The 23,498-nt window shown below is 59.7% G+C and carries 26 protein-coding genes; 13 read left to right on the top strand and 13 right to left on the bottom strand.

All coding sequences use genetic code 11. The features are described from left to right. Window positions 1-85 precede the first annotated feature (85 nt). From GO988_RS12775 to GO988_RS23770, 5 genes are all read right to left on the bottom strand, one after another. Entirely contained in the window at window positions 86-1,540 is a 1,455-nt protein-coding gene (locus GO988_RS12775; RefSeq protein WP_198172703.1) for a discoidin domain-containing protein, read from the bottom strand. Window positions 1,541-1,890: 350 nt separating this feature from the next. Further along, complete coding sequence (locus GO988_RS12770; protein ID WP_157566020.1) at window positions 1,891-2,541, bottom strand: NAD(P)-dependent oxidoreductase; 651 nt, start codon at window positions 2,539-2,541, stop codon at window positions 1,891-1,893. 126 nt (window positions 2,542-2,667) lie between these two features. After that, the gene (locus tag GO988_RS12765; protein ID WP_157566019.1) at window positions 2,668-3,096 is read right to left on the bottom strand and encodes an Rrf2 family transcriptional regulator; all 429 of its coding nucleotides are present in this window, start codon (window positions 3,094-3,096) and stop codon (window positions 2,668-2,670) included. 13 nt (window positions 3,097-3,109) lie between these two features. Next, window positions 3,110-3,469, bottom strand: coding sequence for an MmcQ/YjbR family DNA-binding protein (locus tag GO988_RS12760; protein WP_157566017.1), 360 nt, complete (start codon window positions 3,467-3,469; stop codon window positions 3,110-3,112). 13 nt (window positions 3,470-3,482) lie between these two features. After that, a complete protein-coding gene (locus tag GO988_RS23770) occupies window positions 3,483-3,659 on the bottom strand; it encodes a DUF6728 family protein (protein WP_198172701.1) in 177 nt (58 codons plus the stop codon). Window positions 3,660-3,985: 326 nt separating this feature from the next. Here GO988_RS23770 and GO988_RS12755 point away from each other — a divergent pair, with 326 nt between their 5' ends. After that, window positions 3,986-5,317, top strand: coding sequence for a dicarboxylate/amino acid:cation symporter (locus GO988_RS12755; RefSeq protein ID WP_157566015.1), 1,332 nt, complete (start codon window positions 3,986-3,988; stop codon window positions 5,315-5,317). 32 nt (window positions 5,318-5,349) lie between these two features. Here the strand turns inward: GO988_RS12755 and GO988_RS12750 are convergent, their stop codons facing one another. Further along, window positions 5,350-6,069, bottom strand: coding sequence for a phytanoyl-CoA dioxygenase family protein (locus tag GO988_RS12750; protein ID WP_157566013.1), 720 nt, complete (start codon window positions 6,067-6,069; stop codon window positions 5,350-5,352). 91 nt (window positions 6,070-6,160) lie between these two features. Between GO988_RS12750 and GO988_RS12745 the strand changes: the two genes are divergently transcribed. Continuing rightward, window positions 6,161-6,622 (top strand): nuclear transport factor 2 family protein, encoded by a 462-nt coding sequence (locus GO988_RS12745; protein WP_157566011.1) that lies wholly within the window; start codon window positions 6,161-6,163, stop codon window positions 6,620-6,622. 122 nt (window positions 6,623-6,744) lie between these two features. Here the strand turns inward: GO988_RS12745 and ispG are convergent, their stop codons facing one another. Continuing rightward, a complete protein-coding gene (gene ispG, locus GO988_RS12740; protein WP_157566009.1) occupies window positions 6,745-8,733 on the bottom strand; it encodes a (E)-4-hydroxy-3-methylbut-2-enyl-diphosphate synthase in 1,989 nt (662 codons plus the stop codon). Between the two features lie 130 nt (window positions 8,734-8,863). Between ispG and GO988_RS12735 the strand changes: the two genes are divergently transcribed. Then, entirely contained in the window at window positions 8,864-9,358 is a 495-nt protein-coding gene (locus tag GO988_RS12735; protein ID WP_157566006.1) for a TlpA disulfide reductase family protein, read from the top strand. Between the two features lie 23 nt (window positions 9,359-9,381). Beyond that, entirely contained in the window at window positions 9,382-9,999 is a 618-nt protein-coding gene (locus GO988_RS12730) for a thioredoxin family protein (RefSeq protein ID WP_157566004.1), read from the top strand. An 84-nt stretch (window positions 10,000-10,083) separates the two neighbouring features. On the opposite strand, the gene GO988_RS24620 is transcribed toward GO988_RS12730, so the two are convergent. Further along, window positions 10,084-10,974, bottom strand: a complete 891-nt coding sequence (locus tag GO988_RS24620; protein ID WP_157566002.1) for a PAS domain-containing protein — start codon at window positions 10,972-10,974, stop codon at window positions 10,084-10,086. 43 nt (window positions 10,975-11,017) lie between these two features. Further along, window positions 11,018-11,377 (bottom strand): hypothetical protein, encoded by a 360-nt coding sequence (locus tag GO988_RS12720; protein ID WP_157566000.1) that lies wholly within the window; start codon window positions 11,375-11,377, stop codon window positions 11,018-11,020. Between the two features lie 298 nt (window positions 11,378-11,675). Between GO988_RS12720 and GO988_RS12715 the strand changes: the two genes are divergently transcribed. Then, complete coding sequence (locus tag GO988_RS12715) at window positions 11,676-12,215, top strand: hypothetical protein (protein ID WP_157565998.1); 540 nt, start codon at window positions 11,676-11,678, stop codon at window positions 12,213-12,215. A 34-nt stretch (window positions 12,216-12,249) separates the two neighbouring features. Here GO988_RS12715 and GO988_RS24615 read toward each other — a convergent pair whose 3' ends face one another. The 3 genes from GO988_RS24615 to GO988_RS12700 form a co-directional block, all read right to left on the bottom strand. After that, window positions 12,250-12,759, bottom strand: a complete 510-nt coding sequence (locus tag GO988_RS24615; RefSeq protein ID WP_317164859.1) for an NAD(P)-dependent oxidoreductase — start codon at window positions 12,757-12,759, stop codon at window positions 12,250-12,252. Between the two features lie 603 nt (window positions 12,760-13,362). Next, window positions 13,363-13,776, bottom strand: a complete 414-nt coding sequence (locus GO988_RS12705) for a hypothetical protein (RefSeq protein WP_157565995.1) — start codon at window positions 13,774-13,776, stop codon at window positions 13,363-13,365. Between the two features lie 143 nt (window positions 13,777-13,919). After that, window positions 13,920-14,627: a hypothetical protein gene (locus tag GO988_RS12700; protein ID WP_157565994.1), complete on the bottom strand. Its 708-nt coding sequence runs from the start codon at window positions 14,625-14,627 to the stop codon at window positions 13,920-13,922. 222 nt (window positions 14,628-14,849) lie between these two features. On the opposite strand from GO988_RS12700, the gene GO988_RS12695 reads away from it, so the two are divergent. The 3 genes from GO988_RS12695 to GO988_RS12685 all read left to right on the top strand — a co-directional run bounded on the left by GO988_RS12695 (window position 14,850) and on the right by GO988_RS12685 (window position 16,968). After that, window positions 14,850-15,263: a 6-pyruvoyl trahydropterin synthase family protein gene (locus GO988_RS12695; protein ID WP_157565991.1), complete on the top strand. Its 414-nt coding sequence runs from the start codon at window positions 14,850-14,852 to the stop codon at window positions 15,261-15,263. Beyond that, complete coding sequence (folE, locus tag GO988_RS12690) at window positions 15,253-15,927, top strand: GTP cyclohydrolase I FolE (protein WP_157565989.1); 675 nt, start codon at window positions 15,253-15,255, stop codon at window positions 15,925-15,927. The genes GO988_RS12695 and folE overlap by 11 nt, the downstream gene beginning before the upstream one ends. A gap of 132 nt (window positions 15,928-16,059) precedes the next feature. Further along, entirely contained in the window at window positions 16,060-16,968 is a 909-nt protein-coding gene (locus GO988_RS12685; RefSeq protein ID WP_157565988.1) for a TIGR01777 family oxidoreductase, read from the top strand. Between the two features lie 8 nt (window positions 16,969-16,976). On the opposite strand, the gene GO988_RS12680 is transcribed toward GO988_RS12685, so the two are convergent. Then, complete coding sequence (locus GO988_RS12680; protein WP_157565986.1) at window positions 16,977-17,504, bottom strand: D-glycero-alpha-D-manno-heptose-1,7-bisphosphate 7-phosphatase; 528 nt, start codon at window positions 17,502-17,504, stop codon at window positions 16,977-16,979. A gap of 90 nt (window positions 17,505-17,594) precedes the next feature. On the opposite strand from GO988_RS12680, the gene hemG reads away from it, so the two are divergent. The 5 genes from hemG to GO988_RS12655 all read left to right on the top strand — a co-directional run bounded on the left by hemG (window position 17,595) and on the right by GO988_RS12655 (window position 23,423). Then, window positions 17,595-18,932: a protoporphyrinogen oxidase gene (hemG, locus tag GO988_RS12675; protein ID WP_157565983.1), complete on the top strand. Its 1,338-nt coding sequence runs from the start codon at window positions 17,595-17,597 to the stop codon at window positions 18,930-18,932. A gap of 124 nt (window positions 18,933-19,056) precedes the next feature. Then, window positions 19,057-19,839: a polyprenol monophosphomannose synthase gene (locus tag GO988_RS12670; protein WP_157567279.1), complete on the top strand. Its 783-nt coding sequence runs from the start codon at window positions 19,057-19,059 to the stop codon at window positions 19,837-19,839. Between the two features lie 93 nt (window positions 19,840-19,932). After that, complete coding sequence (locus GO988_RS12665) at window positions 19,933-20,886, top strand: TerC family protein (RefSeq protein WP_157565981.1); 954 nt, start codon at window positions 19,933-19,935, stop codon at window positions 20,884-20,886. A gap of 16 nt (window positions 20,887-20,902) precedes the next feature. After that, on the top strand, window positions 20,903-21,865 hold the full coding sequence (gene egtD, locus GO988_RS12660) for an L-histidine N(alpha)-methyltransferase (RefSeq protein ID WP_157565979.1): 963 nt from the start codon (window positions 20,903-20,905) through the stop codon (window positions 21,863-21,865). 151 nt (window positions 21,866-22,016) lie between these two features. Next, the gene (locus GO988_RS12655) at window positions 22,017-23,423 is read left to right on the top strand and encodes an MATE family efflux transporter (protein WP_157565977.1); all 1,407 of its coding nucleotides are present in this window, start codon (window positions 22,017-22,019) and stop codon (window positions 23,421-23,423) included. Window positions 23,424-23,498 lie beyond the last annotated feature (75 nt).

Genomic DNA, 23,498 nt, shown 5'->3' with positions numbered 1-23,498 from the left:
CACTTTAGCACGCATTAAAAAAGCCCTTCCGACGTATCGGCAGGGCTTTTTTTAGTGGGGGTAGGGCGGGCGCGGGGCCAGCTACCTATTCGGCTTTCTGCACGCGGGTGCGGCCCAGCACTTTGCCCGCCGATTCTACGGTGAGCACATAGCTGCCAGCGGCACAGGCCCGCAGGTCGAGAGCTTGGGCGTTGTGGCCTTCCTGTGCATCTAGGCTGCCGGAGCGCACGAGCTGGCCCGTGGTGCTGGTCAGGCTCCAACGCACGGGGCTGGCCGAGCTGGCGTTCCACTCAATGGTGGCCCGGTCGGCGGTGGGGTTGGGGTAGATGTTGATGGTAGCTAGCGCTGCGCTGCTAGCCGCTGCCTGCACGGCCACTACTGGGCTATAGGTAGCGGTACCGTCGTGGTCTACCTGCTTGAGGCGGTAGTAGCTCGTAGCGAGCAGTGGAGCCGCATCAAGGTACTGGTACTCTTTGAGGGTCTGGCTATTGCCTGCACCAGCTACCTTAGCCAAGGCTGTAAAACTGGTACCATCGGCCGAGCGCTGCACCTCGAAGCCCGCGTTGTTCAGCTCGGTAGCGGTGCTCCACTTCACGGCCACGGCACTGCCCTGAGGCGCCGCCGTGAAGCTCAGCAGCGACACGGGCAGCGGCGTTGCAGTACCAAACAGGGCAAATTCATAGATGGAGAAACCACCACCGGGAAGCACTGATTTACGCGCCAGAATCCGGTAGAAACGGGCCGTAGCCGTACCCGCTACTTCGTTGTAAAAAGCCTGATTATCTGCATAGGTAGCGAAAGCACTCCAGTTGTTAGCGTCCACATCGGCCTGGGTGCGCGCATACTCAATCGAGAAATTAGTAGCATAAGCATACTCCCAGCTCACGTAAGCTCTCGATACAGTGGCCAGCGCACCGAAATCTACTACCAAAGTCTGGTACTCGTAGTTGCGGGTAGACCAGCGCGTTTCGGGGTTGCCGTCGAAGGCGTTGGCGGGCGCGTAAGTACCCTCCGTGTTAGAAGCAGAGAGCGTAGTCGTCGGCTTCTGAGTGACTATCAGGTTGTTATTGGTGTTGTTGGAAACACCAAATACTTCAAACTCATAAATAGAATAGCCATACGATTGGCCATCAATTACATGGCGCTTGGTACCCACAAAACGGATGTACTGCCCCGTAGTATTCAGGTTTGAGTATTCGTTCAAAAACTGGCCGTTGTGGACGACGGGCACGTTGTCCACAACCTTCTTTACAACGGTATACCCGTCAAAAGCGCTGTTGCTAGCTACCTGTAGCTCAAAATCGACAGCGTAGGCTTGTTCCCACGAAATGCGGATGCGGTCAATGGCTTGCATCGAGCCCAGATTAACTACAAACGACTGGTTAGGACCGGTATTGCTCGCCCAACGGGTAGCTTGGTTGCCGTCGTTCATGTTGCTAGCCGGCAGGGAGGCGCTCTCTACCGAGGCGGCCGTAACAGTTGCTGTGCTCCCTTGATTGCCTGGCTTGCTCAGCGCCAAGTTCAAGTCATTTTGGGCCATAAGTGGCCTGCTACCAGCTAGAAGAAAGAGCAGTAGCAGCCCAGTGTAACGAAGTAAAGAAGTTTTCATGCTGAAGCTATTAGAGGTGGATTATCGAAATAGTTCACAAAACTATTACTTTCCTCTCATTTAAGGCTACTTTAGGCGCATTAAATAATTAAACTGATTTTATAATCTTCATCACTATTCTGCTAAATGTCCTATCCTGATTTTCTATTAGCTCAGCAGCATAATCGCTTGCCAATTGGCTATTAACAACCTACCCCCCTCCCCAAAAGCGGCTGCCTTTGTAGTAGGCAATCTCGCTTTCGGAGAGGGGGGTAGTAAAATTTATTCGCCTCACCCCTAACCTAGTAGGCTGCCGTGAAGCGCTGGCGGTTATAGTGCGGTTGCTCCAGTTCGTCAAGCACTACTACGGCCAAATCTTCGCCCGACAAAATACTCCGCCCTTCGGCGTTGAATACCGGGTTTTCGGTGCCAAGGCGGTAATGGCCGGTGCGGCCGGTATCGATGCCGGGGTGCATCTCAATGGCCGGGCTGAAGAACGTCCAGTCCAATTCTTGGTTGGTCTTTAGCTCGGTGAGATAATCGCGGGCGGCCGTGGCACCGGGCTTAATATTGGCTGGAAATTGCGGCCCATCAACCAATTGCTGGCCGTTGATAAAGAGGCTGCCGGCCCCTCCAATCACGAACAAACGCGGCACGCCGGCTTGTGCGGTGGCCTTTTCAATGGCCCGCGAGCCGGCCAGGAAATCATGGTATAGGTTGGGATTCGTCCAGCCGGCATTAAAGGCGTTGAGTACCACGTCGTGGCCAGCGAGCTGCTCGGCTAGTTGGGTGGGGTTGTTCACGTCACCGGTTACAACCGTCAGTTGGTCAGACTGTTCGGTCAGTTTGGCCGGGTCTCGCACAATAGCCGTTACGTGGTGGCCGCGGGTTAGCGCTTCGTGCAGCAGCCGGGAGCCAACAAAGCCAGTGGCACCGATAAGAGCAATTTTCATGAGTAGATAAGGATGAGTTGATTTTTGAGGTTACCCTTTGGCCAATGAGGGGGGTAGCGAGCGCAAATGTAGGGACAGCAATCTTTATTGTAACAATACCAGTTACAATGCGAGACAAAAAAATTCTTAGCCCACCAGTTCTCCCGTACCGGCCGCCACTTGGGCCACGCTTACGGCGGCCAGTTGCTGCTCCAGCGCTGTTTGGGCGCGCGTGAGGGTGTCCTCCAAGGCAGCTTGGATGGTGCGGCCCACGGGGCACTTGGGGTTAGGCTTATCGTGCATGCTAAACAAACGGTTATCAACCACTTCTACCGCCCGGTAGACATCGAGGAGCGAGATAGCAGCGGGGGCGCGGCGCAGGTAAGTGCCGCCCGCCGCGGCGCGCACTTCTACCAGGCCCGCTTTTTTGAGCTGGCCCAGGATGCGCCGAATTATCACCGGGTTGGTGTTGACGCTGCCCGCCATGCGGTCGGAGGTAAGGAGTTCGCCCGGCGGCGTCACGGCCAGCAGCGTCAGCACGTGCACAGCTACTGAAAATCGGCTGCTAATCTGCATCTTAAGTAAGCGCTTATTCAGCAGCTTGCGCTAATTCGGCGCGCATGGCTTTGGGCAAAGCTGCCACAATAAGCTGATATGAATCGGTAATCCACTGCTTCAGTTGGGCCTGGCTAGCGCCGGTGCCGATGAGCACCGTATTCCAATGTTTTTTATTCATGTGGAAACCGGGCAGAACGTACTCGTAGCGCTCGCGCAATTCGGCAGCCTGCTCAGGTTCGCACTTGAGGTTGATGCTGCCAAATGCACGTAAATCGGTGAGAGCAAATATTTTGCCGCCCACCTTAAAAACTAGCGTATCAGGGCCGAAAGGTGTTTCCTCGATGGTGCCGGGCAGAGACAGGCAGAAGTCGCGGAAGTCTTCGATATTCATTTCCTACCCCTGCTTAGCGGAGAAACCACCGGTAGAGCAGGACGCCCAAACCGACCAAAAACATCGCCATGCTCAGCTTATTGATGAAGTGCATGGTGCGCAGGTTGAAATTGGTTTTGCGGTCAGGGTCGGCTTTGCGGAAGAAATAACCGAAGGCCGGGCCGAAGTTAAAAAGGTTCTTGCCGTTCATATCTACTGTAAGATGGGTGTGGCAAGATAACACCAGCGGCGCTAGAAAGATTGTCGAAATGCGGGATTTATCCGCCTATTCTGCCAAGCAAATGGGCGCGGCGCGGCGGCCGCCAACAGCAGGTTCTGAATAGCTTTGTGGCCAGCTCAAGGGTTGGCGCGGCCAGCTGCCCTACCCCCTCCCACCCTGCTTAAGCGCTGCCGTACCCATCTTGCTGGTTGCAAGCCTTACCCGGCTAGCTCGGCCCACCACCAACTGTTTGGCGCCGGAGCGCTGCCACGGTGGGGTGGCGCGCTGCTACTTTTCCCCGCTACTTTCCTTGCCCCATGAAACGCTTATTTTCTAACCTGACCGTGCAGGTGCTAACAGCCATTGCGCTGGGCGTGCTCGTGGGCGGGCTATTTCCGGCTTTTGGCGCGGCCCTCAAGCCGGTAGCCGATACGTTTATCAGCCTCATAAAAATGCTGATTGCGCCCATCATTTTCCTCACGGTAGTGCTGGGAATTGCGGGCATGGGCAGCCTCAAAAAAGTAGGCCGGGTAGGCGGCAAAGCGCTCCTGTACTTTGAGATAGTGACGACGCTGGCGCTGGGCCTCGGCGTGGTGGTGGCCAACCTCAGCCAGCCCGGCGCGGGCGTGCAGGCCACGGCTCAGGCTGTGCTGCGCGACAGCAAGCAGACGGCCGAAGCCGCCAAGTTCACCTCGCAGGCCGGCGAAATGAATTGGGTAGAATTCTTCACCCACATCGTGCCCGATAATGTGGTGGGCGCTTTTGCCAAGGGCGACATCTTGCAAGTGCTGCTGTTTTCGGTGCTGTTTGGGCTGGCGCTCAACCGCATGGGCGACTATGCGCAGCCGCTGGTCAAGACCTTCGACCGGCTGTCGCACGCCATGTTTGGGGTGCTGGCCCTGGTCATGAAGCTGGCCCCGATTGGTGCGTTTGGCGGCATGGCCTTCACCATTGGCAAGTACGGCATTGCTACCCTGCTGCCGCTCGGCAAGCTTATGCTAGTGGTATATGCCACCATGTTCTTGTTCATTTTCGGGGTGTTAAACCTCATTTTGCGCGCCTACAAGCTGCGGCTAGGGCCGTACCTGAGCTTCATTAAGGAGGAGATTTTACTGGTGCTCGGCACCTCGTCTTCCGAGTCGGCCCTACCCCGCATGATTGATAAGCTGGAGCGCTACGGCTGCTCGCGGTCGGTGGCGGGCCTGGTTATTCCTACCGGCTACTCGTTCAACCTCGATGGCACCTCCATTTACCTTTCTATCTCGGTTATATTTCTGGCACAGGCCTTTAACGTGCCGCTCTCGCTTACGCAGCAACTCACGCTGATTGCCATTCTGGTGGTCACGAGCAAGGGCGCGGCGGGTGTCACGGGTTCGGGCTTTATTGTGCTGGCCTCTACGCTGGCGGCCACCAAGGCTATTCCGGTCGAGAGCGTGGCGCTGCTGCTGGGCGTCGACCGCTTCATGAGCGAAGCGCGGGCCATCACCAACGTCATTAGCAACGGGGTGGCCACGCTGGTTATCGCCAAAAGTGAAGGCGAATTTGACGAAGCCCGCCACCAGCTAGCCTTGCAAGGCCACTCGGTGCCCGAAAGCAAGCAGCCAGCGCCGGCCGCGGCACTGCCGCTAGTAGGGCAAGAGCGCTCGTAAGGGGGTAGGGATTCTGCCTAGCTCAGCTAAGCCTACCCCACCACTACTGGCCGACGCTCGCGCCACGCCAGCCCAGCGGGCAGTTCTTCGGCCGAAAATTCTAGGTGAATTACCCGGCGCGGCCGGGTGCTGGTGCTGCGGTTGGAGGCGTGCAGCAACAGCGGCTTCATGAGCATGGCGCCGCCAGCCGGCACGGCACACACGGTAGGGGTAGCCGTGAAATCGGCAATGGTTTCGGGAGGTACCACCCCGCGTTGGTGCGAGCCAGGTACTACCTTGAGCGCGCCGTTGGTGGCGTCGCAGTCGTCGAGGTGCAGCCGGATGGTATAGGTATTTTCGAGCACCGCTACCCAATCGGCCTTGATAGTCCAGGGCCCGAAGCCCGGCAAGTCGGCGCGGCGGTCTACATTTATCATCAAATCTTGGTGCCAGGCCACTAACCAGTTCGACTGGGCGGGCTTATCGAAGTAAATGGCCTTGGTGAGGTGGCCGCCCACCGGCAATAACGCGCTTAGCACCTCGCGCAGCGCCGGGGTAGCCAGCAGCGGCCATAGCGCCGGAATCTCCCCCAGCACATTGCGGATGGCAAACACGTCTTGGCTGCGGCGGAAATTAGGACCGGCCGCGGGTGCGCTTTCGATACACGCAAGCAGCGCCGTCACCTCGGCCGGAGTATATAGCATCGGCAGGGTGGCGTGGCCGTCGGCCACCAACTGAGCAGCTAGCGTGCAAGGAGCAGCAATGGGGTTCATAGCTGGCAAAGCTACGGTAGGCTCTTGCGCTGCTTGCTACGCAACCTGCCGGTGAGTCCGTTGCCTTTACGCCCTTACCCTTTCCATCTGCATGAAAATCTACTTTCTACTCTTAGCGCTGGTAGCCGGCACCCATTCCGCCCTGGCCCAAAAAGCAGCGCCCGAAACGGAGGCCGTAAAGCAAACTGTCAACGCATTTTTTGACGGGATGCGGCGGGGTGATAGCACCCTGGTGCGCCGCACATTGGCACCGGGGGCCGTATTCCACGGCATCGGCAGCAAGCCTGGCCAGCCGCCTGCCTTGCAAACGGAAAGCATCACCAGCTTTTTAAAAGCAGTCGGCACGCCTCACCCCGAAATGTGGGACGAGCGGGTGCAATTCGAGCGCGTGCTACTTGACGCCAACCTGGCCAGCGTGTGGGCGCCATACGAGTTTTACCTGGGCAACAAATTCAGCCACTGCGGCTACGACTCGTTTCAGCTAGTGAAACTAGCCGACGGTTGGAAAATCGCCCATATCATCGACACCCGGCGCAAAGAGAAGTGTAAGTAGTTGGCATTCTCTGTAATCGCCGAAGGCCACTAAGCCGCAGTTCGCGGCAAAGGCTTGTTTTGGAATGAAGGCCTAAGACTAATTCATGGATAATCGCATCTGGTTACTATAAAGAGCTGCACTTACACCCCCATTGGTTCGTCTACCAATTCCTTCTCAATCCACTTGCCATCCTCGCGCATAAGCTCGATGAGCTCATCCACAGCGCGCTCTTCAGGCACGGCTTTTTTGATGACGTCCTGGCCGCGGTAGAGGGCAATTTTGCCCTTCCCTACCCCCACATAGCCGTAGTCGGCGTCGGCCATTTCGCCGGGGCCGTTCACGATGCAGCCCATGATACCGATTTTAATGCCCTTGAGGTGGTCGGTGCGCTTGCGAATCATGGCCGTGGTTTCCTGCAAGTCGAACAAGGTGCGGCCACAGCTGGGGCAGCTGATGTATTCGGTCTTGCTCATGCGGGTGCGCGCTGCTTGTAAGATACCGAAGCTCAACTGGTTGAGCGTGGCCAAAGTATCGAGCCACGCCTGCTGCGAGCGCGGCGCCAGGGCCGAAGTATCGAGCCCTACCCCATCGCCGAGGCCGTCGATGAGCAAGCCCCCAATATCAGTGGCGGCGTCGAGCTGGGTTTGCTCCAGGGGTTGGTCGGGGTAGGCGCGATTAATAATAACCGGGCAGTGTATCTCATTCGTAATCAGCTCGAAAAACAACCGACGCAGCTCGGGCATGGCGTGAGCATTGGTGGCAGCTATCACTGGCACCACCGTCAGGTCGGCGCGCAGGCGGCGCAGCAGCGCCGCGTCCAGCGTATCGAGGCTGAGCATCAGGAAATTCAGCTGCGGGTGCAGCACCTCTTCCTCCATGTAGCGGTCGGCCGTCATGATGGGGTAGTGATGCGACCGACGACCGGCATCGACCCAGGCGCGGAAATTCACGATTTCCTTCAGGCCATTGGGCAGCATAAAAGCCACCGGTCGCTCGCCGGTATAGATGTAGTCGGCGCCTTGGTCCGACATCTGAAACTTATCAAGAAACGGCGAATACAAATGCCCAGCGGCGCGCAGGTCAGCATATTCGAGCTGCGGTAGCCGGGCCAAATCCACGATAACGCGGGGCACGTTCAGCCCGCCAAAGTTCAGAACTTCGTGCGTAGGGCGGCGCAGGTATTGGAACGGATGGAGCGGCTCCTCGCCCACCAGCGGCCGGATGGGCTGGGCCAGCGCGGCGCGGTCCACGTAGCGGCTGATGAGCATGCGCGCCACCGGCGCTTCCGCCTCCGGCGCCTCGGTGAGCGACACCCGCACGGTGTCGCCGAGGCCATCTTCGAGCAGCGTGCCGATGCCCACGGCGCTCTTGATGCGGCCGTCTTCGGCCTCGCCGGCTTCGGTTACGCCCAGGTGGAGGGGGTAGGGCTGGAGGCCTTCCTCGTCGAGCTTTTGCACCAGCAGGCGGTAAGCCTGCACCATCACCTGGGTGTTGCTGGCCTTCATGCTCAGCACCACGTCGTAATAATTTTCTTCCTCGCAGAGGCGCAAAAACTCCAGCGCCGACTCTACCATGCCGAGCGGCGTGTCGCCGTAGCGGCTCAAAATGCGGTCCGAGAGCGAGCCGTGGTTGGTGCCGATGCGCATGGCCGTGCCGTACTGCTTGCATATCTGCACCAGTGGCCGGAAGCGCGCCCGAATGCGCTCGACCTCAGCGGCGTAGCTGCTGTCGGTGTACTCGATTTCTTCAAACTTCTTCTTATCGGCGTAGTTGCCGGGGTTCACGCGCACTTTCTCCACAATGCGGGCGGCCAGTTCGGCGGCATTGGGCGTGAAGTGAATGTCGGCGATGAGCGGCACGTTGCAGCCGCGCTTGCGCAGCTCCTTCCTGATTTCCAGCAGGTTCTGGGCCTCCTTCACGCTGGGCGCCGTAATGCGCACGTACTCGCAGCCGGCTTCCACCATGCGCAGCGTCTGTTCCACCGAGCCGAGCGTATCCATCGTGTCCACGGTGGTCATGCTTTGCACCCGAATGGGGTAATCGCCGCCCATGGGCACGCCGCCAATATTTACTACCCGCGCCACGCGGCGCTTATACTCGGTTAGGCTGGGGCAATAGGTCTTGTTCATCGCGCTAAAAACTAGGGCCGGCAAGCGAAAGTTGCCGCCCGGCACAAAGGTACGCTAGGCGCTTGGGGCACTAGCCGCCGGGGCAACTTCTTGCCTAGCTTGCTTGTCTGTGGTAAATACCTGTTTTCGTATGTCGCTTCTAAAAACTTTTGGCCTGAGTGCCGGCTTGCTGCTGGCGGCGCACGCCGGCCAGGCGCAGCGGGTGGCTGTGCTTAAACTGCCCGAGCTGCAACAACGCCTGGCCCGCCCCACCGATACCACCTACGTGGTCAACTTTTGGGCTACCTGGTGCGGGCCGTGCGTGCAGGAAATGCCTGGCTTCGAGAAGGTGCGCGCGGCCACTACCAAGCAGAAAGTCAAGTTTTTGCTGGTAAGCCTCGACTACGCCTCGCAGCTTGATAAAAAAGTGCGGCCTTTCATTCAAAAGCGCGGCCTTCAATCGGAAGTGGTGCTGCTCGATGAAACCGACCCCAATACCTGGCTCACTAAAATTGATGCGCGATGGTCGGGCTCCATTCCGTTCACGCTGATTGTTAATAATAAAACGCGGCGGCGTGCCACGTTCGAGCAGCCCCTTACGGCGCCCGAGCTGACGGCCGCTCTGCAAAAATTCCTCGTTCCTTAACCTACACCGCTTCCCCTACCCCCATGAAAAAGCTTCTCCCGCTGCTCGCTTTGTGCGTGGCACTGCTCAGCAGCTTTGCGCTGCGCCCCACCGCCGCCGGTTATAAAGTAGGCGATAAAGCCGCCGATTTCCACCTCAAAAATGTGGATGGCCAGTTAGTGTCGCTCGCCAGCAACCCGGCTGCCAAGGGCTACATCGTGGTGTTTACTTGCAACACCTGCCCGTTTGCCAAGGGCTACGAAAGCCGCATTATTGCGCTGCACCAGCAGTATGCGCCGCAGGGCTACCCCGTCATTGCCATCAACCCCAACGATGCGGCCAGCGCGCCCGGCGACTCATACGCTGCCATGCAGGCGCTGGCAAAGGCACACAAGTATCCCTTTCCGTATTTGCAGGATGAAACCCAGCAAGTAGCGCGCACTTACGGGGCTACCCGCACGCCGCACCTCTACGTGCTGAAACGCGAAGGAACCGGTTTTGTAGTGTCGTACATCGGGGCTATCGACGACAACTCGGAAGATGCCAAGTTGGTGAAAACCAAATACCTCGAAAACGCCATGACCGACATCATAGCCGGACGCCCCGCCACTACCAGCGCCACCCAAGCCATCGGCTGCGGCATTAAGTGGAAGAAAGCGTAGAGGTCCTACCCCCCGCTTTCAGGACAACAAAAAAGCCGGCTCATCGCCGGCTTTTTTGTTTGAATTGCTACCGGGGCCCCGCGCCTAGCGCTGCGCTAGCTGCTGCCGGAGCTGCCGCACTTGGTGCTCCAGGTCGAGGTTGCGGAAGGTCACCTTGGCTTCGAGGTCGGCATAGGAGTTTTGTAGCTGCTCTTGCAGCTGGCGCATCTCGGTCACATCGGTGTTGGTGCCCAGCCAGCGCACGAGGCTACCCCCCTCATTGCGGACGGGCACGGCGCGGGTTAGAAACCAGCGGTATTCGCCATCGTGGCCGCGCAGCGGAAACGTGAGCTCCCAGGCCTGGCCGGTTGCCCAGGCTTTGCCCACAAACTCCACTACCGATTTAATAAAATCGGGGTGGTGCACTTTTTCCCAGCCCCAGCCTTCCATTTCGGGCAGCGTGGTGCCGGTGTAGTCAAACCAGCGCTTGTTGTACCAATAAATATGGCCATCGGGGCGGGCCATCCACGAAAGCTGGGCCATGTTGTCGGCCAGCGTCACAAATTCAGCTTCGCGCTCAGCCAGCGCTTCATTAGCCAGTTTCTGGTCGTGAATGTCGGTGCAAGTACCAAACCACGTCACGATATCGCCCGCCTCGTTGTACAGGGGTAGGGCCTGGCCCAAAAACCACCGGTAGTCGCCTTTTTTCGACTTGAAGCGGTACTCGATTTCGTAGGTATCGCCGGTTGCCAGCGAATGGCCCCATACCTGCCGGGCCCGCGCCTGGTCGTCGGGGTGCAGCAGGTTGTTCCACATATCGGGCCCAATACTATCGGCCAGCGTGTAGCCAGTGTAGTCAATCCAACGCTGGTTGAAGTAGGTATGAAACCCGGTGGGGTCAGTTATCCAAACCAGCTGCGGGATAAAATCGGCTAGAAAGCGAAACTCTTCTTCGGCTTTGGTAGGCGAGACAGGAGCGGCATCAGAAGTAATCACGAGGGCAGAAACAGGGCGAGTGAAAGCTCTAAAGATTAAAAAGCTACGGGCGGTCGAGCTGCATTTCCAGCCCCGAGCTAAAATACAAATTCAGCTGGCTACGTGCGCCATCAGTCGTGCGGCGCAGGCGCGTGACGAGGGCGCGCAGCTCTTCAGCCGGGAAACTCAGGCGCAGGTAGGGGCGGTTGAGGAGTTCGTCGCGCTGCACGGTCCAGCTGCCCGTTTCGCTACGCGTGGGCGCTTGCAGCTCCAACTGCTGGTCGCTCATTACCAAAGCGGTAGCCTGCGCCAAGGGGCTAGCCGGGTCGGCGCGGTTGATTACCCGGTGCGCCACCCGCCAAGAGCCGGCCAGGTAGTCATCAGGCACTTGTTGTAGGTTTATATCGAGTAATAAGTCAGACATTTGAAGAAAAAAGCCAGTTACAGCACTGGCGTATAAATAGCGCCTTACCCTCAAAAAAAGGAGTTAGCAGCGTACTTTTTAGCAACGCTTCCTCACAACATCAAAACCCAGGCGTGGGTTTCTGCTCGGTTGGCAGTGCGGCTTAGGCAGCAGCGTTCATTTTTTTACGTAGCTTTAAAACAGCTATTTACACACTTAATTTTCTCGATTTATCCGGCAATACACCTGGTTTTAGCCGGCGGCGCACCCACTCGGTTGGCGCGGCCGTATCAGGGCTAGCCACTGCGCTTGCTTCCCTATGAAATATTTTTCTTTGCCTACGGGCTTGCCGGGCCAGGTACTTACGGCCGCGCGCCAAACCGGCTTGCGCGCTTGGCAAACGGGTCGGCTATTCCGGCAGCTGGCCCAGCGCACCCTCGACTCGGTGCAGGATGTGCTACGGGCCGAAATTCAGAATGGCCACGCCCGGCTGGTAGCTGATTTTCTGGCTGATAAAGCGCTGCCCGCCGCCCGCGCCCTCTTGCTCGAGCGCATGGCGGCCCGCCTGCTGCTGCGCATTGGCCTGCGCGGGGCTTTCATGACCAATATCGCGGGCTGGGTGCTGCCGTTTGTGCTCGAAAAACTGTTTCAAGCTGCGCGCGCCAGCGGCTTGCTCGCACGCCTCGAAGCCAACCCTACTGTGGCCGATGCCCTTGGCCGCCTCGACGAGCTGCGCCAAGCAGCGGCCCGCCTCATCTTCCCCGACGGCGCTTCGGAGGCCCGCGTCCTCACCGATGAAGAAGCCGCCGAGCTACTACGCCAGCCAGCTAAGCAATTGGCAGTGAGCAGTGAGCAGTGAGCAGTGAGCAAAAAAATGTTCATTGCTTACTAATTCAATAGCCCTTTCCTAGTTCTACTTGGTTTTCCAATGGTTGGCCAGCCTGGAGCAGCTGCAAATTGCGTAGCAGCTGAGCCACTTTGCCCTCGGCCTCGTGGGGCTGGCCGCCGCCAGTGTGCTGCGTAAGCAAGACGTTGGGCAGCGTCCAGAGCGGGTGGCCGGGCGGCAAGGGCTCGGCGGCTGTCACGTCGAGCACCGCCCCGCCCAGGCGGCCCGCCTGCAAGGCCGCTACCAGCGCCGGCTCGTCGGTGGTAGTGCCGCGGCCCACGCTGGCGTAGAGGCTACCGGGGGGTAGGGCCGCGAGCAAGTCGGCCGAAAAAAAGCCCACGGCACTACCCGGCAGGCAATTGACGACGATATCCGTCTGGGGCAGCGCTGCTGCCAGCTCCTCGCGCGAGTGCAGCTGGGCCTGCGGGGCGGTGCGCGCTAGCAGCTGCACCTGGCACCCAAACCCACTCAGCTGCTGCTGTACGGCTTGCGCAATGGCGCCCGCGCCCAAAACCACGACCCGCTCCGCGCAGCAAGCCTGTGCGTGCTCGAATGGGCGCCCCTACCCAGCGCTGTTCGGCTTGCAGGTGCACGAGTTCGGGCAGGCAGCGGTACAGGGCCAGCAGGCCCGCCACCATCGTTTCGGCGCAGGGCCAGGCAAAGTAGTCGCCCATATTAGCCACCAGCGCGGCCACCGCCAAGCCCTGGTAGCGGTCAAAACCCGCCGAGTCGATTTGCCACAGCCGGAGGTTAGGCGGGCTGCCAGCTGCCAGCCATTCGCGCGGAGGATTACCAAATAACACTTCAGCCCGCTGAAACTCGGCCGCTTGCTGCGCCGCGGGTAAATCGTGGCCATATACCGCTTCTACTCCGGCCGGTAATCCTTGCTCAAGCTGCGCGCGGGCCGCAGCGGGCAAGGCAGCACACACAAATAATCGCATGAAATAACTACTTAACTGAAGGCTTCTGCTACGGCTATTTATACGCCAGACGCTGTTTCTTACTGAATTACTGGCCCTACCCCCTGCTTTTCAAGCCAAGCAAAAAGAGGTATTGCCCTACCCCCTTGGGGCTAGGCAATACCTCTTTGCAGCCCGCCGCAACGGGTAGCATTTGGCAATTAGGCCGACTGGTCTATGCCGCGGTTATTGTTTTTCAAATCTTGCTCGGGGGTAGTATCCGAGCCTTGTAGCTGGCCAGCAGCGGCAAGCAGCGCGGCGCTCAGCTTCTCGACGTGCGTACGCGTGTTGCCGTCTGAAAAATGCGCTACGCGGGCGGTTTCGTTGCCCAGGTGGTGCAGCAAGCGGCCCACTTGGTCGCCATTGTAGGTGCCGCCGTGCAGCAGGGCCTTCAGGGCTTGCAGGTCTACTACTAGCTTGTGAAACTCGGGGTTGTTGGCGGCTTTCAGGTCTTCAATCCAGCGTTGCAGCTGGTTGTCGATGCCTGCACGGCCAGCTTCCTCCGTGAGGTCGCCGGTCAGTAGCTTGATGGCGCCTTCCAAATGCACTTGGTGTTGAACTTCGGTCTTTTCCATGGGTCGGGGTAGGAGTGGGTGGGTAGGCCAGCCAAGTGGCTCGCCTACTTCCCCAACGCAAGCCGGGCCGTGGGGGTTAGCTTTCGGGCAATAAAAAACCCCGCCGGTAGCCGGCGGGGTTTGGCGTGAGCCGGGCAAGCTGCCTACTCAATCTTGCTCATGCGCTCCTTCACCGACTCTAGGGCCACGCGCATGTTCACAATGTCGGCGCGGGCAGCTTCCTGCTCCTTCAAGTTGGTGTCAATCTGGTTGTTGTACTGCTGCAATTCGGCCGCGTTGTTCGCCAGCTGCTGCTGAATCTCAATCTTGCGCGCCTTGTTTTTCTCGATTTCTTTCTTGATAGCATCCGACTTAGCAATAACTGCCATGTGGTTGTTTTGCGAGTTTACCAGCGCTTTTTCAGCATCCGTAATCTGCGCCACCAAGTCTTCGCGGTACATCGAGCGAGCAAAGTTCTTGAGATAGCGCTCGCCGGCTTTCCACTGGGTAGGCGTCGAGGCTTGGCCCAGGTAGGCATTGCCCAAGTCGATGCTCCACCACACGCCCGTGCCGGTAGGCAGCGGGTCGACGCGGCTAATAATGCGGACGGGGGTAGGCGAAATATCGGCGATGGTAACGCCATCCATCGTAATAATACCCTTGTTATTCTTCACCTTGCCAGGAAACTGCTCGTTTAGCTGCTTTATCCAAGAGGTTTCTACCCGCTTGTTGTCTAGCTGCAAGCTTACGCGCTGGCCTTTTCGCGGAATATTATTAATATTCTGGTCCGCTTCGTCGACAGGCGAGCGCTGAGCTGACACGCGCAGCGCGCCAAGCAACAGGAAAAGGACCAATAGTATGTTTCGGTTCATAGAGGGTAAATGACTAGGAGTAGAAAGGTAGAAAATGGATAAAATCTAGAAAAAAGTGACTGCTATTGAATTCCGGTCCCTCAAATTTAAGCGCTTTATCGTAACTGAATCAGCCCAAAAGGCTTTTTTTTCGCTTGGCATGCATTTTATTTGTTTAGTGCAAATTAACCCTGTTTTTGTGCCGGGCCAACAAAAGTTGGTCATCTACAGTTTAGCCACCCTATGCCCCAGCTCACCATTTGCCGTGCCGAGCACTTCAATGCTGCCCACCGCCTGCACAACCCCCATTGGGACGATGCCCGCAACCAGCAGGTATTTGGCAAGTGCAACAACCCCAACTACCACGGCCATAACTACGACCTGACCGTGCGCCTCACCGGCGAAATTGACCCCGAAACGGGCTACGTCTTCGACCTTAAGCAGCTCAGCGACATTATTAAGCAGCAGGTGCTCAACCGGTTTGACCACCGCAACCTCAACCTCGACACCGACGATTTTCGGGAGCTAAACCCCACGGCCGAGAACATTGCCGTCATTATTTGGCGGCTGCTACGGGCGGCCCTACCCCCCACCCTAGCGCTGGCCGTGACGCTGCACGAAACCGACCGTAATTTTGTGGAATACTATGGAGAATAATACCCCCGCGCCCGCGGCCGGCGACGCCGACCACCCGGATGCGCACCTGCCGGCGGGCCTGCGCACGCCCCTGCGCCCCGACGCGTTTGCCCGCCCCGACGACGAAAAAATTGCGGCCATCACTGGCCACTTCCGCGCGATTATGGACGAGCTGGGCCTCGACCTAACCGATGATAGTTTGGCTGGCACCCCGCACCGTGTGGCCAAAATGTTTGTGCAAGAGTGGTTTAAGGGCCTCAACCCTGCGCACCGGCCCGAGGTGCGGCTATTCGAGAATCGTTACCAGTACCAGCAACTGCTGGTAGAGCGCGACATCACGCTATTTTCGTGCTGCGAGCACCACTTTGTGCCCATTATTGGCAAAGCGCACGTGGCCTACCTTCCTGGCAAGCATGTAGTTGGCCTCAGCAAGCTTAATCGGGTGGTGCAGTACTATGCCCGCCGGCCCCAGGTGCAAGAACGCCTGACGCGGCAAGTAGCTGAGCACCTGCGCCACAGCCTCGGCACCCCCGACGTAGCCGTGCTCATCGAGGCCGACCATCTTTGCGTAATGAGCCGCGGCGTGAACGATACCAGCAGCTCGACTATTACCAGCGAGTACGGCGGCAAGTTTTTGGAAGACAGCGGCCTGCGCGCTGAGTTTCTGCGCCAAATTGGCAAATAGCTTTTACTGCTTAACGACGAATAATTAGCGATAAATGGCTAATGGTAAGCATGTAATGATTAATCGCCTAAGCAATGCCGTTCAAATTGATTATTTATCTTTAATTATTCACCCCTAATCCTTCCTCATTGCATGAGAGTTCTCATCACCGGCGGCACGGGCATGATTGGCCAACGGCTGGCTACCCTGCTCATAGACGGTGGCCACGAGGTGGCGCTGCTGACCCGCGAACCGCAGAAAACTAGCACGTTCCGCCTCTTTGGCTGGGACCCGCAGGCGGGCACCATCGACCCCGCCGCCGTGCCCTACGCCGACTGCGTGGTGAACCTAGCGGGCAGCAGCGTGGCCGAAGGCAAGTGGACCCCCGAGCGCAAACACGAGATACTGCGCAGCCGCCTCGATGGCTTGGAGCTGCTGCACCGCGAACTGGCTAAGCCCGGTCACCACGTACGCACTTTGCTATCGGCCTCGGCCATTGGCATTTATGGCGACCGGGGCGATGAGATTTTATACGAGGACTCGCCGGCAGCGGCACCTGCCGACGACTTTCTGGCTGATGTTGTGCTGCAATGGGAAGCCGCGGCCCGCGCCATTGGCAGCCTGGGGCCGCGCGTGGTGCTGCCCCGCATTGGCATCGTGCTCAGCCCTGAAGGGGGGGCGCTGGTGCCCATTGCCAAAACGGTGCGCTACGGAGCGGGTGCGCTGCTGGGCTCGGGCCGGCAGTACATGAGCTGGATTCATCTCGACGACCTATGCCGGCTGTTTGTGCAGATGCTGGAGCACGACGCCTGGCAGGGCGAATACAACGCCGTGGCCCCCGAACCAGCTACAAATAAGCAATTTACCGAAACGCTGGCCCAGGTTATGCACCGCCCCCTGCTCCTGCCCAAAGTACCGGCCTTTGGCCTCAAACTGGCCATGGGTGAGATGAGCGAAATCGTGCTGGGCTCGCAGCGTGTGAGCGCCGATAAGGTTCTCAGCGAAGGCTTTACGTTTGAATACCCTACCCTGCGGGCGGCCTTGGAGTCGTTTTATGAATAAAAACGTGCTTAGCCAGCTGTGCTAGCCACTAGCCCATTCAAAATCAGGTCGGTAGCCTCTACCAAATTAGCCACGCGGGGGGCGTAGTTAACTGGCTCGGTGTGGCCCACCAAAATGCCGGGCACCCCCAGCCGGGCGCCGGCTTCGAGGTCGCGGGCACGGTCGCCCACTATCCAGCAGCGGGCGGGGTCGAGGCGGAAGCGGGCCACAGCTTTTTCAAGCATTCCAGAGTCGGGCTTGCGAAAGATGGATTCGCTGACGGACGGGTGGCTTTCAGAAAAATACAGCGCATCGAGCTGATAGCCACAGGCTTGCTGCAACAGCTCGTGGCAGGCTAGCACATCGGCGCGGGTGTAGAGGCCCTTGGCAATGCCGGCCTGGTTGGTGACCACAACGAGGTGGTAGCCAGCCGCTTTGAGGCGGGCTAGGCTGGCGGGAACGCCAGCGGAAATGCGAAAGCGCTCGGGCGTCCAGACGTAGTCGCCGAGTTCGTCGTTAAGCACGCCATCGCGGTCCAGAAAAACTGCTTGGTTCATGGAGTAGTTACTAGCAATTGGCGCCTAGCTGGCCGCCGGAATAAACAACAAAGCTATCAGCTAACCGCTGGCGGCTGCCAGTTTCACACTATGCGCATTGCCATTATCGGCGGCGGCCTTACCGGGCTCACGCTGGCTTACTACTTACAAAAAGAGGGGGTAGCCTACGATTTATTTGAGGCAAATGAGCGGCCGGGCGGCAACTTGTTGTCGCCGCTCGACCAAGCAGGTTACCAGCTCGAAGCCGGCCCCAATTCCCTACTGCTCAGCGCCGAGCTGAGTGAGCTACTAACCGAGCTGGGCCTGGCCGACCACATTCAGGAAGCGGCACCAGTGAGCCAGCACCGCTACGTGCTGCGGCAAGGGCAGTACCAAGCCCTGCCGGGCTCGCCGCCTGCGCTGCTAGCCAGCAATTTTTTTAGCTGGAAAACCAAGCTGCGGCTGCTGCGCGAGCTGCTGCACCGCCCTACCCCCCCCGTGCCGGGCGAGACGGTGGCCGCGTTTTTCGAGCGGCACTTCGGGGCCGAGGTAGTGAACTACGCCGTGAACCCGTTTGTGGCCGGCATCTACGCCGGCGACCCAGCCGAGCTACTCTTGTCGCTCACGTTTCCCCAACTGGCGGCACTCGAGCAGCAGTACGGCTCGGTGCTGCGCGGCTTCGCGGCGGGCCAAAAAAAGGGGGGTAGCGGGCGCCGCCGCACCATCACGCTGCGCGGCGGCGTGCAGGCCCTCACCGATGCGCTGGCTGCCCGCCTCACCCATTATCACCCCGGGCATTCAGTGCTAGCCATTCACCAGCAGGCTGACAGTCAATATGAACTGACCGTCCAAAACCAGCCGCCAGCCACTTACTCGCACCTGGCGCTGGCCCTACCCACCTACGCGGCGGCCGAGCTGCTGCGCCCGCTGCACCCTGGCGCTGCCACCGCGCTGGCCGCCGTGCGCTACCCCCCCATGACGCTCGTGTACTCGGCCTACGACCGCGCCGCCGTGGCGCACCCCTTGGTAGGCTTCGGCGCGCTGCACCCGCGGGTGGAAGGCACGTATGCGGCGGGCGCCATCTGGACGAGCGCCATTTTCCCCGACCGAGTGCCGGCCGGGCAGGTGCTGTTTACCAGCTTTGTGGGGGGCACGCAGTTTGCCCGGCAGGCCCAGGAACCGGCAGCCGCGCAGCTAGTAGCCGTCGATACTGAGTTGCGGCAACTCTATGGCATTGGCGCCGCGCCGCGCTGGCAGGGGCGCTACTACTGGCCGCGCAGCATTCCGCAGTTTGATGCGCACCTAGCGGCGGCGCGGGCGGCGGTGGCCCCGCTGGCGGCGCAGGGCATTGTGGCGGTAGCCAACTGGGCGGCCGGCGTAAGCGTGCCCGACTGCGTGAAGCACGCCCGCGCTACAGCAGGGGCATTTGGCAAGCAGCATGGGAAATAAAGAATTTAGGCAGAGGAAGGAATAATTGAAAAGGTCTAACCGTTTAATTCCTCAGTCTAAATTCCTACTTCTCCTTTGTGCAACCCTATTAGCCGGACCCTTATCTTTGCGGGTAATGAGTAATATGGCCGCCGGATTGGTGCTTATTCCGACGTACAACGAGCGGGATAATGCGGAGCTTATCATTCGGGCCGTATTAAAGGTGCCGAAGAATTTCCACGTCCTGATAATTGACGATGGCTCGCCCGACGGCACGGGCGCGATAGTGCGCGGGCTTATTCCAGAATTTGAGGGCAGGCTTTTTTTAGAGGAGCGTTCCGGCAAGCAAGGCCTCGGCACGGCCTACATCTACGGGTTTCGGTGGGCGTTGGCGCGCGGCTATAGCTATGTATTTGAGATGGATGCCGACTTCTCGCACAACCCGCAAGACCTGCTGCGCCTCTACGAAGCCTGCGCCGTGCAGGGCTACGACCTGGCCGTGGGCTCGCGCTACAGCGACGGCGTGAACGTAGTAAACTGGCCCATGAGCCGGGTACTGATGTCGTATTTTGCCTCCAAGTACGTGCGCTTTATCACGGGCATGCCCATCCACGATGCCACGGCGGGCTTTAAGTGCTACAAAGCCGACGTGTTGCGCGCCATCAACCTAAGCCGCATTCACTTCGTGGGCTATGCGTTCCAAATTGAGATGAAGTGGCTGGCCTACTGCCTGGGCTTTCGCATCAAGGAAGTGCCTATCATCTTCACCGACCGCACCCGCGGGCAGTCCAAAATGTCGAAAGGCATTTTCAAGGAAGCCCTGTTTGGCGTGGTGCAAATGAAGGTGAGCAGTTGGGTGCACCCGCCACGCCGCGCCCACGCCTCAGCCGCGCTGCAAGGCCTGCCTACCCCCCAGGCGGCGCAGTAGCACGGGCACGTGGGCAGGGCCGTGGGGCAATTCCAGCCGGTGGCATCGCCATGGGGCCAGGTTTTGCGTATCTAGCCCCACTACCCCGCCCGGATGGAAAATACGCCCCTCTTCTGGATTTTATTTAACCTACTGGTAGTCGGGCTATTGCTGCTCGACCTGTTGGTCTTTAATCGCCGGACGCACGCCATAAAGCTGAGCGAGGCGCTGGGGTGGAGTGCGTTCTGGATTACGCTTTCGCTGACCTTCAACTACCTCGTGTACCGCACCATGGGCCACGAAGCCGGCCTGCAATGGCTGGCCGGCTACCTCGTAGAGAAGGCCTTGAGCGTAGACAACCTATTCGTATTTCTGCTAATCTTCACCTACTTCAAGGTGCCGGCCGAGTACCAACACCGCATCTTGTTTTGGGGCGTGCTGGGGGCGCTGCTGCTGCGGGGCATTTTCATTGTGGCGGGGGCGGCACTGCTGGCCAAGTTTCACTTTCTGCTCTACCTGCTGGGAGCATTTTTGATTTACACCGGCATCCGTATGGCGCTGAGCGGTGGCGAGGGACCCGAAATCGACCCCAATGGCAACCCCGTCGTGCGCTTTCTCAGTCGGCACTTGCCCATCACGAAGCAGCTCGACGGCGGCAAGTTTTTTACCCACCGCGAGGGCGTGCGCTTTGCTACCCCCCTGCTGGTGGTGCTAGTCATGATTGAGACGACGGACGTGGTATTTGCGGCCGATTCCATCCCGGCCATCCTGGCCATTTCGCGCAACACGTTTGTAGTGTACACCTCCAATGTGTTTGCGCTGCTAGGGCTGCGCGCCTTGTACTTCGCGCTGGCCAGCCTCATGCAACTCTTTCATTACTTGAGCTATGGGCTGGCGCTGATACTGGTTTTTATCGGCGGCAAGCTCTTGGCAGAAGACTTTTTACGCGAGCATTTTAACCTGGAGCTACCTATGCCGGTTTCGCTAGGCGTGGTGGGCGGGCTATTGCTGGGCGCCATCGCGGCGTCGCTGCTCTGGCCCAAACGCGCCGCGCCTAACGAAGACTAAACACCTCTCCCGCATTTTGAATCAACTCGCCGAACACCTGGCGCAGGGCCTCAGCCAAACGCCAAAGTCCTTGTCGTCCAAATACTTTTATGATACGGTAGGCAGCCGGCTGTTTCAGCAGATAATGGCGCTGCCCGAGTATTATCCCACGCGCACCGAGCTGGCTATTTTTGAGGAGCAGGGCGCGGCCATTGCCCAGGCCTTGCGCGCCGGGGCGGGGGTAGGCCAACCACTGGCCGTGGTAGAGCTGGGTGCCGGCGATGGCCTGAAAACCAAGATTTTACTACGCGCCCTACTTGGCCTGCCAGCCGCGTCGCCACTCACCTACGTGCCGGTCGATATTTCGCCCTCGGCCCTCGACGAGCTAGTGGCCACGCTGCGCCAAGAGCTACCTGCCCTACCCACCGCCCCCCTAACCGCCGAGTACGGCGAGGCGCTGGCCACGCTGGCCGCCCGCCCCGAGCCCAAGGCGGTGCTATTTGTGGGCTCTAACATTGGCAACTTTGGGCCGGTTGAGCAGCTGGCCTTTTTGCAGGCGCTGGCGGCCCCGCTCACGCCCGCCGACCGCCTGCTGGTGGGCTTCGACCTGCGCAAGGACCCGCGCCGCATTCGGGCGGCCTACGACGATGCGCAGGGCGTCACGGCCGAGTTCAACTTGAACCTGCTGCACCGTTTCAACAACGAGCTGGGGGCTGATTTTCAACTCGAACACTGGCAGCATTTCCCCGACTACGACCCCAGCACCGGCGCCATGCGCTCGTGGCTGGTGAGCCGCCGCGCCCAAACCGTGCGGGTGGCGGCGCTCGGCGGCCAGGCCTTCGAGTTTGAGGCGTGGGAAGCCATTCACACTGAAAATTCCTTTAAATTCTCCCTGCCCCAAATTGAGGCGCTCGCGGCCAGCGCGGGCTTGCAGGTAGTCGAGGTTTTTCAGGATGCCGCCGGCGACTTTGCCGATGTGGTACTGGCCGTGGAGGGGTAAGGTTGTAATTTTGCGCACGAAATTGCTATGTAGAACGTCATGCTGAACGCAGGGAAGCATCTCGCTCGCACTGTTCAACGGGGCGAATGAGATGCTTCCCTGCGTTCAGCATGACGTTCTTTTATAAGCATTTACTTTAGTAAACCACGTTTTGAAATCCCACCTTCGCCCTACCCTCCTCCTGGCCTACCCCGTCGTGCTTAGCCAGCTCGGGCACATCCTGGTGAGCGTGTGCGACTCGGTAATGGTGGGCCAAACCGGCAAGGTGCCGCTGGCCGCCGTGAGCCTTGGCGTAAGTGCCACCACGGTGCTGATGGTGCTGGGCCTGGGCGTGAGCATGGGCGCGGTGCCCCGGGTGGCCGCCGCCAACGGCCGCGGCGATACCGGCGCGCTCGGCGGCCTGCTGGTGGGCGCCGTGTGGCTGAATACGCTGGTGGGCGTGGCGCTGGCCGGCCTTAGCCAGCTGCTGCCGCTGGCCCTCCCCCACTTGCGCCAGGCCCCCGAGGTGGTAGCGCTGGCTACCCCCTGGGTGCGCGTGGTGGGCCTATCGCTGCTGCCCATGATGGTGTTTCAAGGCTTTCGCGAGTGGGCCGAAGGGCTGGGGCTGACGCGCCAAGCCATGCAGCTTTCCATTTTGGGTAACCTGGTGAACGCGCTGCTATGCTACGCGCTCATTTTCGGGCACTTCGGCTCGCCCGCGCTGGGGCTGATGGGCGCGGCCTGGGCCACGCTGCTGGCGCGCATTCTCATGGCCCTGCTGATGGCCCAGTTCGTGCTGCGCGAAGAAAAGCTGCGCACCCGCCGCCCGGCCGAGGCGGCCGCCTGGATGCGGCCGGGCCTAGCCGAGCTGCGCGGGCAGTTGGCCCTGGGCCTACCCATCGGTGTGCAAATGATGTTTGAAGTGGGCGCCTTCGCGGCTTCGGCCTTGATGATGGGCTGGATAAGCGTGACCACCCAAGCCGCCCACCAGATTGCGATTAACGTAGCCTCGGTCACGTATATGTCGGCGAGCGGCATTGCGGCGGCGGCCACCATTCGGGTGGGCAACCTGCGCGGCAGCGGCGATGCCAACGGAGCCCGGCAGGCGGGCTTTGCGGCGTATTGGCTGGCCTTCGGGTTTATGAGCACCATGGGCTTGCTGATGCTGGCGCTGCGCCACATTATTCCCACCTGGTACAACACCGACCCGGCGGTGGTGGCCCAGGCGGCTACGCTGCTGGCCATTGCGGCCGCCTTCCAAGTCTCGGATGGCCTGCAAGTGGTAGGCCTGGGCGCGCTGCGCGGCCTCGAAGATGTGAAAGTGCCTTCGGTGGTGGCGCTGCTAGCTTACTGGGCCATTGCCCTACCCCTCGGCTACGGGCTAGGGTTTGGCCTGCATCTAGGCGCGCCCGGCGTGTGGCTGGGCTTGCTCACGGGCCTTTCGGTAGTGGCGGGGGTACTGCTGCTACGCTTTCGCCGCCAAAGCGCGCCGGGCAGCGCGGCCCCCGGCGCAGGCACCCCCGCCGAAGCCTACCAACAAGCCGAGCTGGTGGTGGCCGAGGGCCAGCCGGCTGGCTAGCGCCCTACCCCCTGCTGGGGCCGGAACTATGGCTTGGCCGGCCGGCGTTGCCGCAAAGCTTGGGCGCCAGTGCCC

This window comes from Hymenobacter ginkgonis (assembly GCF_009755225.1).
Lineage (GTDB): Bacteria > Bacteroidota > Bacteroidia > Cytophagales > Hymenobacteraceae > Hymenobacter > Hymenobacter ginkgonis.
Note: the sequence above shows the minus strand (reverse complement) of the source record. Positions and strands in the feature narration are given on the sequence as shown.

Excerpts from the sequence above, each read along its gene's own strand:
- GO988_RS12775 (WP_198172703.1), bottom strand. The coding sequence starts at position 1,540 with ATGGCCCAAAATGACTTGAACTTGGCGCTGAGCAAGCCAGGCAATCAA.
- GO988_RS12770 (WP_157566020.1), bottom strand. The coding sequence starts at position 2,541 with ATGAAAATTGCTCTTATCGGTGCCACTGGCTTTGTTGGCTCCCGGCTG.
- GO988_RS12765 (WP_157566019.1), bottom strand. The coding sequence starts at position 3,096 with ATGCAGATTAGCAGCCGATTTTCAGTAGCTGTGCACGTGCTGACGCTG.
- GO988_RS12760 (WP_157566017.1), bottom strand. The coding sequence starts at position 3,469 with ATGAATATCGAAGACTTCCGCGACTTCTGCCTGTCTCTGCCCGGCACC.
- GO988_RS23770 (WP_198172701.1), bottom strand. The coding sequence starts at position 3,659 with ATGAACGGCAAGAACCTTTTTAACTTCGGCCCGGCCTTCGGTTATTTC.
- GO988_RS12755 (WP_157566015.1), top strand. The coding sequence starts at position 3,986 with ATGAAACGCTTATTTTCTAACCTGACCGTGCAGGTGCTAACAGCCATT.
- GO988_RS12750 (WP_157566013.1), bottom strand. The coding sequence starts at position 6,069 with ATGAACCCCATTGCTGCTCCTTGCACGCTAGCTGCTCAGTTGGTGGCC.
- GO988_RS12745 (WP_157566011.1), top strand. The coding sequence starts at position 6,161 with ATGAAAATCTACTTTCTACTCTTAGCGCTGGTAGCCGGCACCCATTCC.
- ispG (WP_157566009.1), bottom strand. The coding sequence starts at position 8,733 with ATGAACAAGACCTATTGCCCCAGCCTAACCGAGTATAAGCGCCGCGTG.
- GO988_RS12735 (WP_157566006.1), top strand. The coding sequence starts at position 8,864 with ATGTCGCTTCTAAAAACTTTTGGCCTGAGTGCCGGCTTGCTGCTGGCG.
- GO988_RS12730 (WP_157566004.1), top strand. The coding sequence starts at position 9,382 with ATGAAAAAGCTTCTCCCGCTGCTCGCTTTGTGCGTGGCACTGCTCAGC.
- GO988_RS12720 (WP_157566000.1), bottom strand. The coding sequence starts at position 11,377 with ATGTCTGACTTATTACTCGATATAAACCTACAACAAGTGCCTGATGAC.
- GO988_RS12715 (WP_157565998.1), top strand. The coding sequence starts at position 11,676 with ATGAAATATTTTTCTTTGCCTACGGGCTTGCCGGGCCAGGTACTTACG.
- GO988_RS12705 (WP_157565995.1), bottom strand. The coding sequence starts at position 13,776 with ATGGAAAAGACCGAAGTTCAACACCAAGTGCATTTGGAAGGCGCCATC.
- GO988_RS12700 (WP_157565994.1), bottom strand. The coding sequence starts at position 14,627 with ATGAACCGAAACATACTATTGGTCCTTTTCCTGTTGCTTGGCGCGCTG.
- GO988_RS12695 (WP_157565991.1), top strand. The coding sequence starts at position 14,850 with ATGCCCCAGCTCACCATTTGCCGTGCCGAGCACTTCAATGCTGCCCAC.
- folE (WP_157565989.1), top strand. The coding sequence starts at position 15,253 with ATGGAGAATAATACCCCCGCGCCCGCGGCCGGCGACGCCGACCACCCG.
- GO988_RS12685 (WP_157565988.1), top strand. The coding sequence starts at position 16,060 with ATGAGAGTTCTCATCACCGGCGGCACGGGCATGATTGGCCAACGGCTG.
- GO988_RS12680 (WP_157565986.1), bottom strand. The coding sequence starts at position 17,504 with ATGAACCAAGCAGTTTTTCTGGACCGCGATGGCGTGCTTAACGACGAA.
- hemG (WP_157565983.1), top strand. The coding sequence starts at position 17,595 with ATGCGCATTGCCATTATCGGCGGCGGCCTTACCGGGCTCACGCTGGCT.
- GO988_RS12670 (WP_157567279.1), top strand. The coding sequence starts at position 19,057 with ATGGCCGCCGGATTGGTGCTTATTCCGACGTACAACGAGCGGGATAAT.
- GO988_RS12665 (WP_157565981.1), top strand. The coding sequence starts at position 19,933 with ATGGAAAATACGCCCCTCTTCTGGATTTTATTTAACCTACTGGTAGTC.